We start from the raw sequence: 16,321 nt of genomic DNA on the forward strand, positions 1-16,321 counted from the left end.
TGGGCATACTTATACTGTTCTAGTATAACATGTTTTCAACAATTTTACAAGCAGTTTTCAACGTTCTTATTCCTATTATATAAGGAAAGATTATGGATTTATTTTGTAAAAAGAAAAAAATCGTTGAATCTTTTTCTTTTTAAACGTGGAAAATTAAAAAAAGAATAGTTAGAAATAGGTCAAAATAATTCACAGTTTTTAAACAGGCTAAGTAAAAAATCAATCCAAGATAAGGCGGATTTATTAAAATAGAAAAAAGAGATTTTCAAAAAAGGAGGGGGAAGGATTTTATTATTTTAAAACAAATATAAATTTCTAAATAAAAAGCTTGACATTTCCTATCTGGATAAGCTATACTAATAACTTGCAGGGATAGAACTTGTACTACATAGGGGTTCTCCCTATTGATATAATCGCTGTGCATCCGCACATACAAAAAGGAGGACGGACAGATGAAAAGAACTTATCAGCCAAAAAAACGCCAAAGATCCAAAGTTCATGGTTTTAGAAAAAGAATGGCTTCTACTAATGGCCGCAAAGTTTTAGCACGCAGACGTGCGAAAGGCAGAAAAAGACTTACTCACTAAGAATGAGTTTTTTCGCAGGATACTTACGGATAATTCGGGTGTTGCGTATTGGTTTCTGCAATGTTTACGGCCAGTTTAAACTCAACTAAAAAATCAGTATACAGCACCGAAGCCAGTGAGCCTGACCACATAAATTCATTTTATGTGGTCTTTTTTATTAAAAGGATGGTTGGAATACGGGTAGGATAACGCTATGATTTATACCACACCATTAAAATTGAATAAGGATTTTAAACGGTTGTACTATCGGGGAAGTTTTAAAGCATCCCCCAACCTTGTTACCTATGGAATGAAACGATGGGATAAACAATGCCATATTGGGATTACCGTTAGCAAAAAAATAGGAAAAGCCCATACACGTAACCGTGTTCGGCGAATCATTCGCGCAGCGTATGCCCAATTGGAGCAGGAACAGAACCTAAAGGGGTGGGATTTTGTTTTTGTTGCCCGCACAGCCTCGGTAGAACAAAAATCCACTGATATTTATCAGGATATGAAAAAACAATTATCTTTTGTGTTATCAAAAGATTCGGGAAAAGGAAAAAAACAATCCGGTTTTAAAAAGGGATGATAAAATGAAGCATATTTTCATGGCAATCATTCGGTTTTATCAAAAATTTATTTCGCCGTTATTTCCGCCATGCTGCCGCTTTTATCCGACCTGTTCCCAATATGCGCTAGAAGCGATCCAAGTCCACGGGGCGATCAAAGGAGGATGGCTTGCCTTAAAGCGTTTTTTCAAATGTAACCCTTTGCATCCTGGAGGTGTGGACCCTGTCCCACCAAAAAAACAGAAAAAACCAAAATAAAATGATAAAAAGACTTCAAAAGAATTACCGGTTCGGCCGGAATGGAGGTTTCCAATGAATCTAATTTATACGATCCTCGGTACGCCGTTGGGATGGATTATTTGGGCAATTTATCAAGTAATCCATAGTTATGGCTGGTCCTTGATCATCTTTACGATTATTTTGAGATTGGTTCAGGTACCGTTTGCGATTAAGCAACAAAAATCCAGCGCAAGAATGGGCGCACTCCAGCCAAAGATGGCGGAAATCAATAAAAAATATGCGAATAATCCGCAGAAGCGTCAAGAAGAATTGATGAAACTTCAACAGGAATACGGATATAACCCAATGAGTGGGTGTCTGCCAATGGCAATTCCGTTTATCATCCTATTTGGTATGATTGACGTTGTGTACAAGCCATTAACCCATATTTTACACCTATCTTCCGATGTAATCCAGCAAGCAGCTGATATTATTGGAAATACAGGAAATATGATGACCCAGCAGTTAAGCATTATTTCCCAGGTTCAAGCGTCGGGTGGAGCAGAAAAATTCGCTGCATTAGGGCCTGATGTGATTGAAAAAATACAAAATTTGGACTTGAACTTTTTAGGAATTAACCTTGGATCGGTTCCATTGGAACAAATTCAGCAGGGAATTATTTTTCCATTGATTTTGTTGCCAGTTTTAGCAGGGGTGTTCTCTTTCTTACAGATGTTTGTTTCCATGAAGATGAACCCAATGAGCATGGAGGCGGCTGGTGGAGCTGGCTGTTCCATGAAGGTTATGATGTACATTATGCCAATCTTCTCTATCTGGATTACCTGTACAGTACCAGCAGGTGTTGGCAGCTACTGGATTATTTCTTATTTGATCGGCTTAGTGCAGGTAATTGTGCTGAATAAGTTTTACAATCCAAAACGTTTGCGGGAAGAAGCCAAGGCGGAGATGGAAGCAAAACGGAAATCAAAAAAGACAACAATTAAAGAAGAAATTAAAATAGATGGAGAAACAGTTGTAAAAGAAAAACAAGTTTCCCAAAAAGAATGGAACCGCCAACGTCTGGCAGCGGCAAGAAAAGCTGATGCAGAAAAATACGGGGAAGAATATATCGATGTAACAGATGATGATCTTTTATCCTAAGTTGGCATACGGGAGGTAATAAACCATGAGAAAAGAATTAACTTTACATGCGGATAGTATTGAACAAGCTATTGCAATGGCTTGTGAGCAGCTGCAAAAAGGGCAGGAAGAATTAAAATGGGATGTAATCCGCGATGTAAAAAAGAGTTTGTTTGGAAAGATTAAAGAACAGGCGGAAGTAACATTCTATTATGAAGAACAGGATGTAGTAGAACAGCCAGAAGTTGCTGAAACCGTCACAACTACATCGGTTGATGAAGATACCACAAAACATAAAATTGAAATTGCTACCACTTATTTAAAAGATGTCCTTTCTGCAATGGGATTAAACGATGTTCATATGGATATTGACCGGGAAGAGGACAACGTGAAAATTGTGTTAGAAGGGGATAACATGGGGGTTGCGATTGGCCGCCGTGGGGAAACCTTGGACGCACTTCAATATCTGGTAAGCTTAGTGGCAAACCGGGAAGAAGGGGACTATGTCCGCTTTATTATTGACAGTGGTAACTTCCGTGAAAAAAGGGAAGAAACCCTGCGTCATCTGGCTGCTAAAATTGCAAAAACAACCTTAAAAACAGGCAGAAATTCCACCTTGGAACCAATGAACCCATATGAAAGAAGAATCATCCATTCTGTGGTATCCGAAATTGAAGGTGTTTATTCCAAATCTATTGGGGAAGAACCAAACCGTAAAGTTGTGGTAATTAGTGAACATCCAAGAAAAAGCAACCGCAATGGAAAAGGTGGCAACTACCATAAAAAACCACGGGAACGCCGCAATTATGATGATAAGGATTATGTTATCCCAAAAGATGTTTCCAATCAGCCATCCACTTATGATTTTGAAAAAGAGTTTTTGAAAAAAAGCAGTGACACAAAATTGTATTCCAAAATCGAATTTGATGACTAAGTAAAAGTATAAATTGTTAAAATTTGTACAGAGCGTATATGCACCTTGCGGTGACATGCTTTTGTTTATCGGAACCAACAGGTATTAGCCAGGTGTAATCCTTGGCTTTTACCTGTTTTTTTATGGCTTTCGATAGCCTATTATGATTAGAAAGACAGGAGGATATCCATGAAAACAATTGCGGCAATTGCAACCCCTCTTGCAGTGGGAGGGATTTCGGTCATCCGTTTATCCGGGGAAGAAGCAATTTCTCTTGCAGAACAGATTTTTCAGCCAGTATCCGGCAAAAAATTGAGTCAGATGGAAGGTTATACCGCTGCTTATGGGGATATTATTTCCCAAGGAAATAAAATAGATGATGGAGTTGCCTTAGTATACCGTGCTCCTAAAAGTTACACAGGGGAGAATGTAGTGGAAATATCCTGCCACGGAGGGCTATTGGTTTCCCGTAATGTGCTTCGTGCAGCACTGGAAGCAGGGGCTGCTCCGGCGCAGAATGGCGAGTTTACCAAACGAGCTTTTTTGAACGGAAAAATGGGATTGACCCAAGCAGAAGCAGTGATGGATATTATCAATGCCCAATCCGACCAGGCTGTTAAATCGGCAAAAACAGCAATGGAAGGGGCATTGTACCAGTCCATCCGTAGTGTGTGCGATCAGTTAGTTGCCGTAGCTGGGCATTTATCCGCATGGGTAGACTACCCGGAAGAAGAAATTGAACAGGTGGAAACAAGTCATCTTTTGGAATCCCTTCAGCAAGCAGAATCCCAGATGAAAGAGCTGTTGGAACACTATGACGTAGGAAGAATTATTCGGGAAGGGATCGAAACTGCAATTGTAGGGAAACCAAATGTGGGAAAATCCACCTTGATGAACTTAATGAGCGGTGTACAGAAAAGTATTGTCACGGATATTGCGGGGACAACCCGTGATGTAGTGGAAGAAACTGTAGATATTGGCGGGGTAATCCTCCGTTTGGCAGATACCGCCGGTATCCGCGATACTCAGGATGTTGTGGAGCAGATTGGTGTAGATATGGCAAAAAAGAGGATGCTTCATGCAGATTTAGTCCTTGCCATGTTTGATTGTTCCGAAGAGCTGTCTGACCAGGATAAACAGTTGATTGAGGAGTTAAGAGGCTTGCCAGTCATAGCGGTAGTCAATAAGACCGACTTGGAACAAAAACTGGACACCACTTATTTGCAGCAGCATTTCCAACGTATTGTATTTATTTCTGCTAAAAATACAGATGGGATAGACCAATTAAAGCAAACTATTTTTTCTATGCTGGAATTGGAGCATATTGATGGGTCATCCCCAATGATCGCAAATGAACGGCAAAAGAATTGTGCGCAGCAGGCATACCAGATGATTCAGGAAAGCATTGCGACTCTGCAGGCAGGATTTACTTTGGATGCTGTTACGGTTTCGATTGAATCTGCGATTGAGTCCCTATTGGAATTGACAGGGGAACGGGTGACAGATGCAGTAGTAGACGAAGTGTTTTCTCATTTTTGTGTTGGAAAATAATACGAAAAGTATTAAAATAAAAATAGTTGCATCGCCAAAATAATTTGTTGAAAAAATAGATCGATTCCGTTATGGAAAGATAGTGGAAAAAAAGACAGAAAAATTAGATGGAAACACGGTGGAAAATAAACATACCATGAGGTGAAAAGAGATGAATTATCCAATGGGTGAATTTGATATAGCGGTGGTAGGCGCTGGGCATGCTGGCGTGGAAGCTGCTTTGGCGTCCGCGCGGTTGGGAATGAAAACTGTGCTGTTTACCATATCTTTGGACCAGATCGCTAATATGCCATGTAACCCTTCCATTGGAGGGACGGCAAAAGGGCATTTGGTCAGGGAGATTGATGCCCTAGGTGGAGAAATGGGAAAGGCGGCAGACGCCACCTTTTTACAGAGCAGGATGTTAAACAGGGGAAAAGGTCCTGCGGTACATAGCTTAAGGGTGCAGGCAGACCGTATGGCATACCATCGCCATGTAAAACAAGTCTGTGAAAACCAGGAAAATCTATGGATTAAACAGGATGAAATCGCAGATATTCAGGTAGATGATAAAAACCAGGTAACCGGGGTTGTCACTAAATTGGGAGCTGTTTATCAAACAAAAGCGGCGATCTTATGTTGTGGAACCTACTTGAATGGCACTATTTATGTGGGAGAAGCATCCTACTCCAGTGGGCCAGACGGCGCAAACGCCGCTACTTTATTGACCAGAAACCTAGAAAAATTGGGAATGGAACTACGACGTTTTAAAACGGGAACCCCTTCCCGTGTCCATCGCCGTAGCATTGATTTTTCCCAGTTGGAAGAACAGTCTGGAGATGAGCGGATTGTTCCATTCTCATTTGAAACCAAAGGGAAACTGAAAAACCAAGTAAATTGTTATATTGCCTATACCAATGAAAAAACCCATCAGGTCATTCAGGATAATATCCATTTGTCCCCATTATATTCTGGAAAAATTCATGGAGTTGGACCAAGGTATTGCCCATCCATCGAGGATAAAGTGGTGCGTTTTTCAGATAAGCCACGCCATCAGTTGTTTATTGAACCAATGGGAATGGACACTGATGAAATTTACTTGCAGGGAATGTCCTCTTCGTTGCCAGAGAATGTACAGTTACAGTTTTTGCGTACTATAAAAGGATTGGAACATGTTGAAGTAATGCGTAATGCTTATGCCATCGAATATGATTGCTGTGACCCATTGCAATTGCAGCCTACTTTGGAGTTTATCAAAATCAAAGGGCTGTATGGTGCTGGGCAGTTTAATGGGACTTCTGGCTATGAGGAAGCTGCTGCTCAAGGATTAGTAGCTGGTATCAATGCAGCACGTAAAATAAAAGGACAAACACCTGTTATTTTAGACCGTGCCAGCTCTTATATTGGAACCCTGATTGATGATTTGGTGACAAAAGGATGTTCTGACCCTTACCGGATGATGACATCCCGAAGTGAGTACCGTTTGGTACTTCGGCAGGATAACGCTGACCAGCGTTTAACCCCGATGGGGCATGAAATTGGTTTGATCTCCGACCAACGTTATCAAGACTTCCTACACAAAATGGAGATGATTGAACAGGAAACCAAAAGGGTTTCTACGGTACATATGGGGCCATCAAAAGAATTGAATGAACTATTGGTTTCACGTGGAACTTCCCCATTAAAGTCCGGTGTAAAAATGGAAGACCTAATCCGACGTCCCCAAGTAAGTTACGAGGATTTAAAACCATTTGATAAAGAACGTCCTGAACTTCCATATGAGGTGACGGAACAGGTGGAAATCTCATTAAAATATGAAGGATATATCAAACGCCAGTTAATACAGGTTGAAGATATGCGCCGTTTAGAAAACAAGTCATTGCCAGTTGATTTGGATTATAACACCATTGAAGGGCTTCGTTTGGAAGCAAGGGAAAAATTGAATAAAATCCGCCCGTTGAGCATTGGACAGGCTTCCCGTATTTCTGGAGTAAGCCCTGCGGATATTTCTGTTTTATTGATTTGGATGGAACAGGTAAAACACGACCATTGGAAAGGATAAGCTATGATTGAACAGCCGTTATTACAACAGTTTGCTAACCAGTTAGGGGTAACTTTATCCCAACAGCAATTGGATCAATTTGACCGATACGCCCAACTGCTGGTGGAATGGAATGAAAAAATCAATTTAACCGCAATTGTAGATCCCAGAGAGATTGTGATCAAACATTTTGCGGATAGTATCTCTTTTTTAAAGGCGGTTTCTGTGCCAGAAGGTTCTTCTTTAATTGATATTGGAACAGGGGCGGGGTTTCCTTCCACCCCTTTGGCGATTGTGCGTCCCGATTTAAAAGTAACCCAACTGGATAGCCTGAATAAACGGGTGCTATTTTTACAGGAAGTATCCGACCAGTTAGGGCTTGGCATTCAAACCATTCATCAAAGGGCAGAAGATGGGGGAAGAGATACTGTCTTACGGGAAAAATTTGATTTTGCCACAGCACGAGCGGTGGCAAATATGCAAACATTATCCGAATATTGCCTTCCTTATGTAAAACCCGGTGGATATTTCGTGGCGATGAAGGGGTATGAAATTGAGGAAGAACTGGAACAGGCAAAAAAAGCAATCCGTACCTTGGGCGGCAAGACAGAGGCTGTAGAAAAATTCCAGTTAGAAGATAACAGCAGGGCAATTATTGTGGTAAAAAAAATATCGCAAACTCCGCCAAAATACCCGAGAAATGCAGGAAAAATCAAAAAATCCCCGTTATAATGCAGCATAAAAGCTCGAAAAAACAGTTTGGGTTGGATTTTTTGTAAATGTAAAAATGTGGAAACTAAATCATCTTTGTGGTATAGTAGTATTGGACATGGCAGTGGACAAGCTGATGGCACAGAGGTGATTTTTTTGGGCATCTTTTCAAAGACAAAAGTAGTAAACCGGGTTGTTTTACTGGATGTGGAACAGATTAAGCCGAACCCTGCACAGCCCAGGGCAATTTTTGTGGAACAGGAATTGCAGGCTTTAGCGGAGAGCATCCGGGAAAATGGGATATTACAACCCCTTACTGTGCGCACAAATGCCAACGGAGAATATGAGCTAATTGCAGGGGAACGTCGGCTCCGTGCGGCAAAACTGGCAAATTTAAAAGAAGTACCCTGCATTGTGATGGAAAGTACGGATAAACAATCTGCAGTATACGCTTTAATCGAAAATATCCAACGCCAAAATTTAAATTATTTTGAGGAGGCGGCTGCAATTTCCAATTTAATTGTGGAGTGGAATGTTACACAGGAAGAAGCATCCAAACGACTGGGAAAGGCGCAATCTACAGTGGCAAATAAAATCCGTTTGCTGCGGTTTCACCCAGAGCAGCAACAAAAAATTTTAGATGCCGGATTGACAGAACGCCATGCGAGGGCTTTATTAAAGCTGGAGGACCCCATGTTGGTGGATAAAGCCATTTATTATATTTCAGCAAGGCACTTAAATGTCCAACAATCCGAAAAATACATACAAGATTTATTACAGGAGACGAAAAAACCACACCGTAATTATATTCCGGTGATTAAAGATGTACGGTTGTTTTTAAATACTATCAATAAAGCGATTGAAACCATGCAAAAAGCAGGTGTCCCGGCGACGACAGAAAAAAGGGAGCAATCGGATTGTATTGAGTATATTGTGAAAATTCCACTTTCCAAATGAAAAATCCCCCATAAAATAATACTGTAACAATTATTTTAGCAGGAAAGCGGTACAGCTTCGGAGGCTGTGCCGCTTTTCTGTTTTTTGTTTTAGAATAGCAAAATCTTTTGAGAAACAAAAAATATGTTGTTTTTTATAAACTCAAATATAATAAATAATTACAGACTATTGTAAGGAAAGGTATTTGTATGAATTACTAGTTGAGTGGGTATCATTTTCTGTTATTCATGGTACTAGATAAAATACTATATGTAGAAAACAAATTGTTTATACAATTGATTATTAAGGACTAAAAGAAAACCATTTATATAGAAAAAATAAAAATATAAAAAAGAATTTTTTAGGTTCACATTATTTAAATTTTTAATTTTAATTCTTCAAATGACATTATTTAACCCAGATTTAACCTGTTGATAAACAGATGCCAATCTTTCCCTAGTAAGATAGAAAACGGTAAAAAATTACTATCATTATTGATCAGGAGGCTATTATGAAAAAAGTAGTAAACGCAAAAAGAATTGTTAGCCTGATTCTTGTGTTGCTATTGTTGTTTGCCTTCCAGCAAGTAGCAGTATTTGCTGTAGGGAATAATCAACAAGCAAAAACAGAAGCAACACCTGTAATCACAACAAAAACAACCAGTTGGAATTATCTTGATAACAATACAAAACCAGAAGATAATTGGAAAACAGATTCCAATTACGACACCACACAATGGAAAACAGCAACTGGTAGTTTTGGTGCTAAAGATGGAAAATTGGAAGAACTCAGTGGCGGATATCTACCAAATACTTTATTGCAGCAGTATATTGATGGCAAAAATGAACCAGATATTCCTGTTTATTATTTTAGGACAACTTTTGACGCAACCAATCTTGCGGATATTCAAAAAATTACAGGATCTGTTTTATATGACGATGCCATTGTTGTTTATGTAAATGGACAGAAAATCGCCGGATTTGATGATGAATCTTTCGATGAAAATGGTTATGGTGGTTCTAATGCCAGTGCACCAAAAGCTGGAAAAATCAATTTTGAAAATATAGAATCCTTACAGTTAAAAGAAACAGGAAATGTACTTGCTGTAGAATTGCATCAAGGACGTCCAAGTAGTTCTGACCTGTATTTTGATTTTCAAGAACTTGTTTTAGATACCAAAGGTAATCAGCCTGAAATCAAAGATATTTCTTTAAATATTGGGGAAGATGAAACACAAAAAAATATTACTTGGTATGGCACTTCTACTCAGGCAACACAAGTACAATTTGTAGTAAAACCAGAAGGTTGGATAGAACAAGCTGGTTTTCCAGCCGAAAATGTTATTTCTGTTCCAGCGGTACAATCCTCTACCAGCATGCAAGGTTTCCAAAATAATAAGGCGACCATGTATGGTTTAAAAGAAAACACAACTTATCTTTATCGTGTAGGAAATGATGAAAAATGGTCGGAAACCTACTCCTTTACTACTGCGGCATTTGGTGAAAATGCATCTTTTAATTTCCTATTTGCTGGCGACCCACAAATTGGGGCTTCTAATACAGCAAGTGATACCGAAGGATGGGTTAATACAATGAACCGCTCCTTGCAACAGTTCCCAGAAACTAGCTTTTTATTGAGTGCTGGTGACCAAATTAATGATAAAAATTCTGAGGAAGAAGACCAATACGTTGGTTTCCTTACCCCTGACGCAATGCATTCTTTATCCTTGGCAACCAATGTAGGTAACCATGATAGCGGTAGCCAAAAATATACCGAGCATTTTAATATGCCAAATGTGGATAGTTTAGGTCAATCAAACAATACTGGTGATGGCAGTGGGGATTATTGGTTTACCTATAACAATGTTTTGTTCCTATCTTTAAACTCTAACAATGTTCAAACTGCTGAACATAAAGCATTTATGGAAAAAGTATTAAAAGAACATGGATCAGAAGCAAGATGGACAGTAGTTTCGTTCCATCATTCCATTTACAGTGTGGCGAACCACTACACCGACAAAGATATCCAGCAAAGAAGGGCAGAGTTAGCGCCAATTTTTTCTGAATTGGGAATTGATGTTGTATTAATGGGACATGACCATTATTATACCAGAACTTATATGATGGAGGGTGGAAATCCAGTTGTTCCGGAAGGAAATGATGTTTCCAAAGGGGAACAAGCTCCAACCAGTGTAACCGATCCAGAAGAAGGTCAGGTTTTATATATAACTGCAAACTCCGCATCCGGTAGTAAATATTATAGTAGAAACAGCAAATTAGCTTCTGGTATGCCAGATTATGTAGCAGTTCAAGATCAAAGTAACCGCGAAAATATTACCAATGTAGAGGTCACAGACAATTCCTTTACTGTTACTACCTATTATACAGATACAGATCAATTAACTCCAGTAGATACTTTCACAATTTACAAAACATCCCAAACAGAAAATCCAACCATTCATTTACCAGAAGTAACAACAGGAGATCAGGAAATTATTCAACAAGGAAGCCATTTTGACCCAATGGATGGGGTATCTGCTACTGACGCGAATGGCAATGATATTACAAATCTCATTCAAGTGGAAGGTAAAGTGGATACACAAACTCCAGGCAGTTATACTTTAACTTATAGTGTTACAGATGAAAATGGCAATAGCACTTCTGTAGAACGTCACATTGTTGTTGTAAAATCTTCCAGTGAATCTGGTGACAATCAATCTAATGGCAATTCCAGTTCTACAAATTCTCAAAATACATCTTCCACTCAGAATTCTACAAAACCAGTTCATACAGGGGATTACATCTTGTTCTTCCCAGCAATGTTAGCAGCAGTAGGTGCTACAATTGGTGGAACTATTTTGATGAAAAGAAAATTAAAAAAATAAAAATTAAGATAGGATATTGATGTTTATGAAAACCAATCATAAAAAACGGTTGGAAGAACTGATATTGATTATCGTAATGGCAGGGATTCTGGTAGCAGTATTTTGCTATCAGAATCTTTCTGCAATATCGTATCAAATGTATACCAGTGATTCCATTACCTATGAAAAGGGAAAAGTAGACCAGATAATAGAAGAAGATTTACAGTTGGAAGAAGGGGAAACGAATCGGTATCGTGGGGAACAAACACTACTAGTTACTTTAAAAACTGGGGAGCAAAAAGGCTCCCAAATTGTTATCCATAATGAATTGACAGCAACCCATAACATTAAAGCTACTGAAGGTACCAACATTATTGTAAAATCAGATACACCAGAGGGGATAGAACCTCATTATTCTGTCTTTAACTATGATAGGAGTATGGGTATCTATTGTATTATTGGTATTTTCGCTGTTTTAATGATACTTGTTGGAGGCCTAAAAGGATTAAAAAGTTTGATTGGGCTTTTATTTACTCTCTTGTTTATTCTATTATTCCTTTTGCCGATGATATATCAGGGGTACTCTCCAATTGGTATGGCAATTTTAACTGTATTAGTAACAACTGTTTTTTCAATGTTGCTATTGAATGGCTTTCAAGCAAAAACCTGGACAGCAATTGTATCTTGTTATGGGGGGAGTGCTAATTGCAGCGATTGCTTATTATTTATTTTCTAATGTTCTACATTTAACTGGATATAATTTGGAGCAAGCAGAGGAATTAATTATTATCCATCAAAATACAGGGTTACAAGTAAACCAATTATTGTTTGTAGGAATTTTAATTGCCTCTTTAGGCGCTACTATGGATATGTCTATGTCAATCACCTCTTCCTTATATGAAATGAAACGAATTCATCCACAATTAACTGGAAAACAGATTTTTGTTTCTGGTATGAAAATTGGAAGCGATATGATTGGAACGATGTGTGAGACTTTAATTTTAGCGTTTGTAGGAAGTGCGGTAACCGCATTGCTTGTTTTGATTTCTTATGGAACGCAGTTGCAACAGTTGTTGAGTTCGGATTATATTGCAATAGAATTATTGCACAGTATAACAGGAAGTGTAGCTGTTATATTAGTAGTACCAATTACGGCAATTTTGACAGCGCTGTTTACAACAAAGTTAAACTGGAAACAAAGGAGCAAACAACAATCTTAAAAAAAGAAAAAGCAGTATTAGAATTACTGCTTTTTCTTTTTGTTTCACGTGAAACAAATACATGATATGGATGAAAATTGATTATGTTCCACGTGAAACATAATCGTAATAAGTAAATAATGTTTCACGTGAAACATTTTATCAGTTTTTCTTGTCAAATTACTTTTCTTTGTATTTTGTTTGTGATATAATAAAAAATAGAATTAGATTTTAAATGCAAATTGAATAATTTGCAAAAACCAGAACCATTTTATATTGTATGTAGGCAGTACAACACAACAGAAAATGGTAGTAAAAGCACTCAACTTAACATATTTACATACAACACTGTTGTTTATCTATTTTTGGAGTGATCAAATGGGAAAGATTATTGCAATCGTAAACCAAAAAGGTGGAGTAGGAAAGACTACTACTACTGTAAATTTGGCAGCTTCTATGGGCTGCCGCAATAAGAAAGTATTATTAATTGATATTGACCCGCAGGGAAATGCAACTAGTGGATGTGGAATCAATAAAAAAGATAATGATCTTACTTCCTATGATTTATTGTTGGGGGAGATTCCGGCAGAACAAATTATTCAACATACTAAATTTAAAAATTTAGATATTATTCCCGCAGGCATGGAATTGGCTGGAGCGGAAATTGAAATGGTTAATCTAGAAGAAAGGACATTTCTATTAAAAAAATCTTTAGCAACTATTAAACCTAATTATGATTTTATCTTGTTTGACTGTCCTCCTTCATTGGGATTAATTACTCTAAACGCATTAACAGCTTGTGATACCTTGTTGGTGCCAATCCAGTGTGAATACTATGCTTTGGAAGGCCTTTCCCAATTGCTAGGGACGGTGCGGCAAGTAAAAAAAATGTATAATCCATTGATTGATATCGAAGGCGTTTTGCTAACCATGTTTGATGGAAGATTAAATTTGACAATGCAGGTTGTAGCTGAAATTAAAAAATTCTTCCCCAAAAAGGTATATAAAACAGTTATTCCTCGAACAGTCCGCCTTTCTGAAGCACCGAGCTTTGGGGAACCTGCGGTTTATTATGATAAAAACTCTAAAGGTGCGAAAGCTTACGATGAATTAGCAAAAGAAATTATTAAAATCAATAAAAAAAGAAAGGAGAGTTGATGCATGGCAAGGAAAAAAGGGCTTGGAAAAGGTTTGGACGCCCTATTTCAGGATAATGGCACACCGAGTGATGAAGTAACAACTATACGGTTATCAGAAATTGAGCCAAATCGAAACCAACCAAGAAAAGATTTTGACGAAGCAGCTTTGGCTTCCTTGGCAGATTCCATACGGCAACATGGTTTAATTCAGCCGTTAATTGTGCGTCCTATGGCAAATGGAAGTTACCAAATTATTGCAGGAGAACGGCGCTGGAGAGCTAGTAGAATGCTGGGGTTGGCAGAAGTACCAGTTGTGATTCGTGAAATGGATGACCAGCAAGTTATGGAAGTAGCCCTGATTGAAAATTTACAGAGGGAAGATCTGAATCCAATCGAAGAAGCAATGGGATATCGTCAACTCATGGAAGAATATCATTTTACACAGGATCAAGTAGCGAACAGTGTAGGGAAATCCCGCCCCGCAATCGCTAATTCCCTGCGTTTACTTAATTTACCCGAGGAAGTTATTGCTTTATTGCAACAAGGTGATTTGAGTTTTGGACAAGGTAAAGCCATTTTAGCGTTTGAAGACCCAGAAAAAATGGTGGAAATCGCAAAATTAACTGTAAAAAAAGGATTAACGGTCCGGCAATTAGAAGCAATGGCAAAAAAAGAACAGCAGCAGCCAAAACAAAAAGCAATAAAAATTCGTGACAGCTATTTTGATGAAGTGGAAATTGCCTTGAGCAATGAGCTGAGCCGGAAAATCAAAATTGATGTCAATAAACAAGACCATGGAACTCTACATATTGATTTTTATAGCAAAGAAGAATTAAAAGAACTTGCAAAAAAGCTTGCAGAAAATATGTAATGATTACAAAATTAAATTAAAGGAGAAATAGCATGTTAGATATTAAATTTTTACGGGCAAATCCGGATGTAGTAAAAGAAAATCTCAAAAAGAAATTTCAGGACCAAAAATTACCTTTGGTAGATGAAGTAATCGAACTAGATCAGCAATACAGGGATGCAAAAACCCGTTGTGACTATTTGAGAAGCCAAAGAAACGCAATTAGCAAACAGATTGGCGGATTTATGGCAAAAGGGGAGAAGGACAAAGCGGAAGAAGCGAAATCTCAAGTAACCGCTATGGCTCAGGAACTAGCTGACTTAGAAGTAAAAGAGGACGAACTCTCCAAACAAATCAGAGAACGTATGCTGGTGATTCCAAATATCATTGACCCATCTGTTCCAATTGGAAAAGATGATAGTGAAAATGTTGAAGTAGAACGGTTTGGTGAACCAGTTGTACCAGATTTTGAAGTGCCATACCATGTAGATATTATGGAAAAACTGAATGGGATTGATTTAGACAGTGCCAGAAAAACCAGTGGAAACGGTTTTTATTATCTGCGTGGTGATATTGCTCGTTTGCATTCTGCTATTTTATCCTACGCCCGTGATTTCATGATTGACAAAGGGTTTACCTATTATGTACCACCATTTATGATTCGCAGCAACGTTGTGGACGGTGTTATGAGCTTTTCTGAGATGGAAAATATGATGTATAAAATTGAAGGGGAAGACCTGTATTTAATTGGTACCAGTGAACACTCTATGATTGGTAAATTTATTGATACCATGTTGGATGAACAGGATTTGCCTCAGACATTGACTAGCTATTCTCCATGTTTCCGAAAAGAAGTGGGGGCACACGGCATCGAAGAACGTGGAGTTTATCGAATCCATCAATTTGAAAAACAAGAAATGATTGTGGTTTGTAAGCCAGAAGAAAGCCCAGCTTGGTTTGAAAAATTATACTCTTATACCGTAGAATTTTTCCGTTCTTTGGATATCCCAGTTCGCACTTTAGAGTGCTGCTCTGGTGATTTGGCGGATTTGAAAGTAAAGAGCATTGACGTAGAAGCATGGTCCCCACGCCAACAGAAATACTTTGAAGTGGGCAGTTGTTCCAACTTAGGGGATGCACAAGCAAGGCGTTTAGGTATTCGAGTAAAAAATAAAGAAAAAGGCAATTACTTACCACATACATTAAATAATACAGTTGTTGCACCACCACGTATGCTGATTGCGTTCTTGGAAAACAACTTGAATGCAGATGGAAGCATTCATATCCCAGAACCACTGCGTATGTATATGGGTGGAAAAGATAAAATCCAGTAATATAACGAATTGTATATATTTTTATTAATATAACAAAATCCCATCTGATTCAGATGGGATTTTGTGCGTTTATTTTTATCATACTCTTAGTGGAACAATTAGCTACTATTGTTTATAAAAGAAACTGTTATTAAAAAAATTTATATTAAAATAGATTTTGTCATATCCATTATCATTTTATTTTTATACAAAATAAAATGCAATAATATTTTAGAATAACACAAAAAATAATTGCAAGAAATCGACCTATTACTTTAAAAATAGATATTAGAAAATATTATTAAATTACAAATAGTATATATTAAAAA

General features: G+C 38.0%; 15 protein-coding genes. All 15 read left to right on the forward strand.

Annotated elements, in window-relative coordinates:
• Window positions 1-452 precede the first annotated feature (452 nt).
• The 15 genes from rpmH (at window position 453) to serS (ending at window position 16,013) form a co-directional block, all read left to right on the forward strand.
• Window positions 453-587, forward strand: a complete 135-nt coding sequence (rpmH, locus tag H8Z77_RS09495) for a 50S ribosomal protein L34 (protein ID WP_069987794.1) — start codon at window positions 453-455, stop codon at window positions 585-587.
• 193 nt (window positions 588-780) lie between these two features.
• Complete coding sequence (gene rnpA, locus H8Z77_RS09500; protein ID WP_069987796.1) at window positions 781-1,158, forward strand: ribonuclease P protein component; 378 nt, start codon at window positions 781-783, stop codon at window positions 1,156-1,158.
• A gap of 4 nt (window positions 1,159-1,162) precedes the next feature.
• Entirely contained in the window at window positions 1,163-1,396 is a 234-nt protein-coding gene (yidD, locus tag H8Z77_RS09505) for a membrane protein insertion efficiency factor YidD (protein WP_069987797.1), read from the forward strand.
• A gap of 54 nt (window positions 1,397-1,450) precedes the next feature.
• Window positions 1,451-2,518 (forward strand): YidC/Oxa1 family membrane protein insertase, encoded by a 1,068-nt coding sequence (locus tag H8Z77_RS09510; protein ID WP_186996855.1) that lies wholly within the window; start codon window positions 1,451-1,453, stop codon window positions 2,516-2,518.
• 25 nt (window positions 2,519-2,543) lie between these two features.
• A complete protein-coding gene (jag, locus tag H8Z77_RS09515) occupies window positions 2,544-3,431 on the forward strand; it encodes an RNA-binding cell elongation regulator Jag/EloR (protein WP_186996856.1) in 888 nt (295 codons plus the stop codon).
• A 168-nt stretch (window positions 3,432-3,599) separates the two neighbouring features.
• Entirely contained in the window at window positions 3,600-4,961 is a 1,362-nt protein-coding gene (gene mnmE / locus H8Z77_RS09520; protein ID WP_186996857.1) for a tRNA uridine-5-carboxymethylaminomethyl(34) synthesis GTPase MnmE, read from the forward strand.
• A 151-nt stretch (window positions 4,962-5,112) separates the two neighbouring features.
• On the forward strand, window positions 5,113-7,002 hold the full coding sequence (gene mnmG / locus H8Z77_RS09525) for a tRNA uridine-5-carboxymethylaminomethyl(34) synthesis enzyme MnmG (RefSeq protein WP_186996858.1): 1,890 nt from the start codon (window positions 5,113-5,115) through the stop codon (window positions 7,000-7,002).
• 3 nt (window positions 7,003-7,005) lie between these two features.
• Window positions 7,006-7,713: a 16S rRNA (guanine(527)-N(7))-methyltransferase RsmG gene (gene rsmG, locus H8Z77_RS09530; RefSeq protein ID WP_069987807.1), complete on the forward strand. Its 708-nt coding sequence runs from the start codon at window positions 7,006-7,008 to the stop codon at window positions 7,711-7,713.
• Between the two features lie 75 nt (window positions 7,714-7,788).
• Window positions 7,789-8,649, forward strand: a complete 861-nt coding sequence (locus H8Z77_RS09535; RefSeq protein ID WP_235843886.1) for a ParB/RepB/Spo0J family partition protein — start codon at window positions 7,789-7,791, stop codon at window positions 8,647-8,649.
• A 490-nt stretch (window positions 8,650-9,139) separates the two neighbouring features.
• Complete coding sequence (locus tag H8Z77_RS09540) at window positions 9,140-11,512, forward strand: immunoglobulin-like domain-containing protein (RefSeq protein ID WP_186996859.1); 2,373 nt, start codon at window positions 9,140-9,142, stop codon at window positions 11,510-11,512.
• 25 nt (window positions 11,513-11,537) lie between these two features.
• Window positions 11,538-12,227, forward strand: a complete 690-nt coding sequence (locus H8Z77_RS09545) for a YibE/F family protein (protein ID WP_186996860.1) — start codon at window positions 11,538-11,540, stop codon at window positions 12,225-12,227.
• Window positions 12,190-12,711 carry a YibE/F family protein gene (locus H8Z77_RS09550; RefSeq protein WP_186996861.1) on the forward strand — a complete coding sequence of 174 codons (522 nt, stop codon included), beginning with the start codon at window positions 12,190-12,192 and terminating at the stop codon, window positions 12,709-12,711. Before H8Z77_RS09545 ends, H8Z77_RS09550 begins: the two co-directional genes overlap by 38 nt.
• 357 nt (window positions 12,712-13,068) lie before the next feature.
• Window positions 13,069-13,848: a ParA family protein gene (locus H8Z77_RS09555; protein WP_069987819.1), complete on the forward strand. Its 780-nt coding sequence runs from the start codon at window positions 13,069-13,071 to the stop codon at window positions 13,846-13,848.
• Window positions 13,849-13,851: 3 nt separating this feature from the next.
• Window positions 13,852-14,700 carry a ParB/RepB/Spo0J family partition protein gene (locus H8Z77_RS09560; protein WP_186996862.1) on the forward strand — a complete coding sequence of 283 codons (849 nt, stop codon included), beginning with the start codon at window positions 13,852-13,854 and terminating at the stop codon, window positions 14,698-14,700.
• Window positions 14,701-14,732: 32 nt separating this feature from the next.
• Window positions 14,733-16,013: a serine--tRNA ligase gene (gene serS, locus H8Z77_RS09565; RefSeq protein ID WP_186996863.1), complete on the forward strand. Its 1,281-nt coding sequence runs from the start codon at window positions 14,733-14,735 to the stop codon at window positions 16,011-16,013.
• Window positions 16,014-16,321: the final 308 nt, after the last annotated feature.

It is taken from the genome of Clostridium facile, from assembly GCF_014297275.1.
GTDB lineage: Bacteria > Bacillota > Clostridia > Oscillospirales > Ruminococcaceae > Massilioclostridium > Massilioclostridium facile.

Excerpts from the sequence above, each read along its gene's own strand:
- rpmH (WP_069987794.1), top strand. The coding sequence starts at position 453 with ATGAAAAGAACTTATCAGCCAAAAAAACGCCAAAGATCCAAAGTTCAT.
- rnpA (WP_069987796.1), top strand. The coding sequence starts at position 781 with ATGATTTATACCACACCATTAAAATTGAATAAGGATTTTAAACGGTTG.
- yidD (WP_069987797.1), top strand. The coding sequence starts at position 1,163 with ATGAAGCATATTTTCATGGCAATCATTCGGTTTTATCAAAAATTTATT.
- H8Z77_RS09510 (WP_186996855.1), top strand. The coding sequence starts at position 1,451 with ATGAATCTAATTTATACGATCCTCGGTACGCCGTTGGGATGGATTATT.
- jag (WP_186996856.1), top strand. The coding sequence starts at position 2,544 with ATGAGAAAAGAATTAACTTTACATGCGGATAGTATTGAACAAGCTATT.
- mnmE (WP_186996857.1), top strand. The coding sequence starts at position 3,600 with ATGAAAACAATTGCGGCAATTGCAACCCCTCTTGCAGTGGGAGGGATT.
- mnmG (WP_186996858.1), top strand. The coding sequence starts at position 5,113 with ATGAATTATCCAATGGGTGAATTTGATATAGCGGTGGTAGGCGCTGGG.
- rsmG (WP_069987807.1), top strand. The coding sequence starts at position 7,006 with ATGATTGAACAGCCGTTATTACAACAGTTTGCTAACCAGTTAGGGGTA.
- H8Z77_RS09540 (WP_186996859.1), top strand. The coding sequence starts at position 9,140 with ATGAAAAAAGTAGTAAACGCAAAAAGAATTGTTAGCCTGATTCTTGTG.
- H8Z77_RS09545 (WP_186996860.1), top strand. The coding sequence starts at position 11,538 with ATGAAAACCAATCATAAAAAACGGTTGGAAGAACTGATATTGATTATC.
- H8Z77_RS09555 (WP_069987819.1), top strand. The coding sequence starts at position 13,069 with ATGGGAAAGATTATTGCAATCGTAAACCAAAAAGGTGGAGTAGGAAAG.
- H8Z77_RS09560 (WP_186996862.1), top strand. The coding sequence starts at position 13,852 with ATGGCAAGGAAAAAAGGGCTTGGAAAAGGTTTGGACGCCCTATTTCAG.
- serS (WP_186996863.1), top strand. The coding sequence starts at position 14,733 with ATGTTAGATATTAAATTTTTACGGGCAAATCCGGATGTAGTAAAAGAA.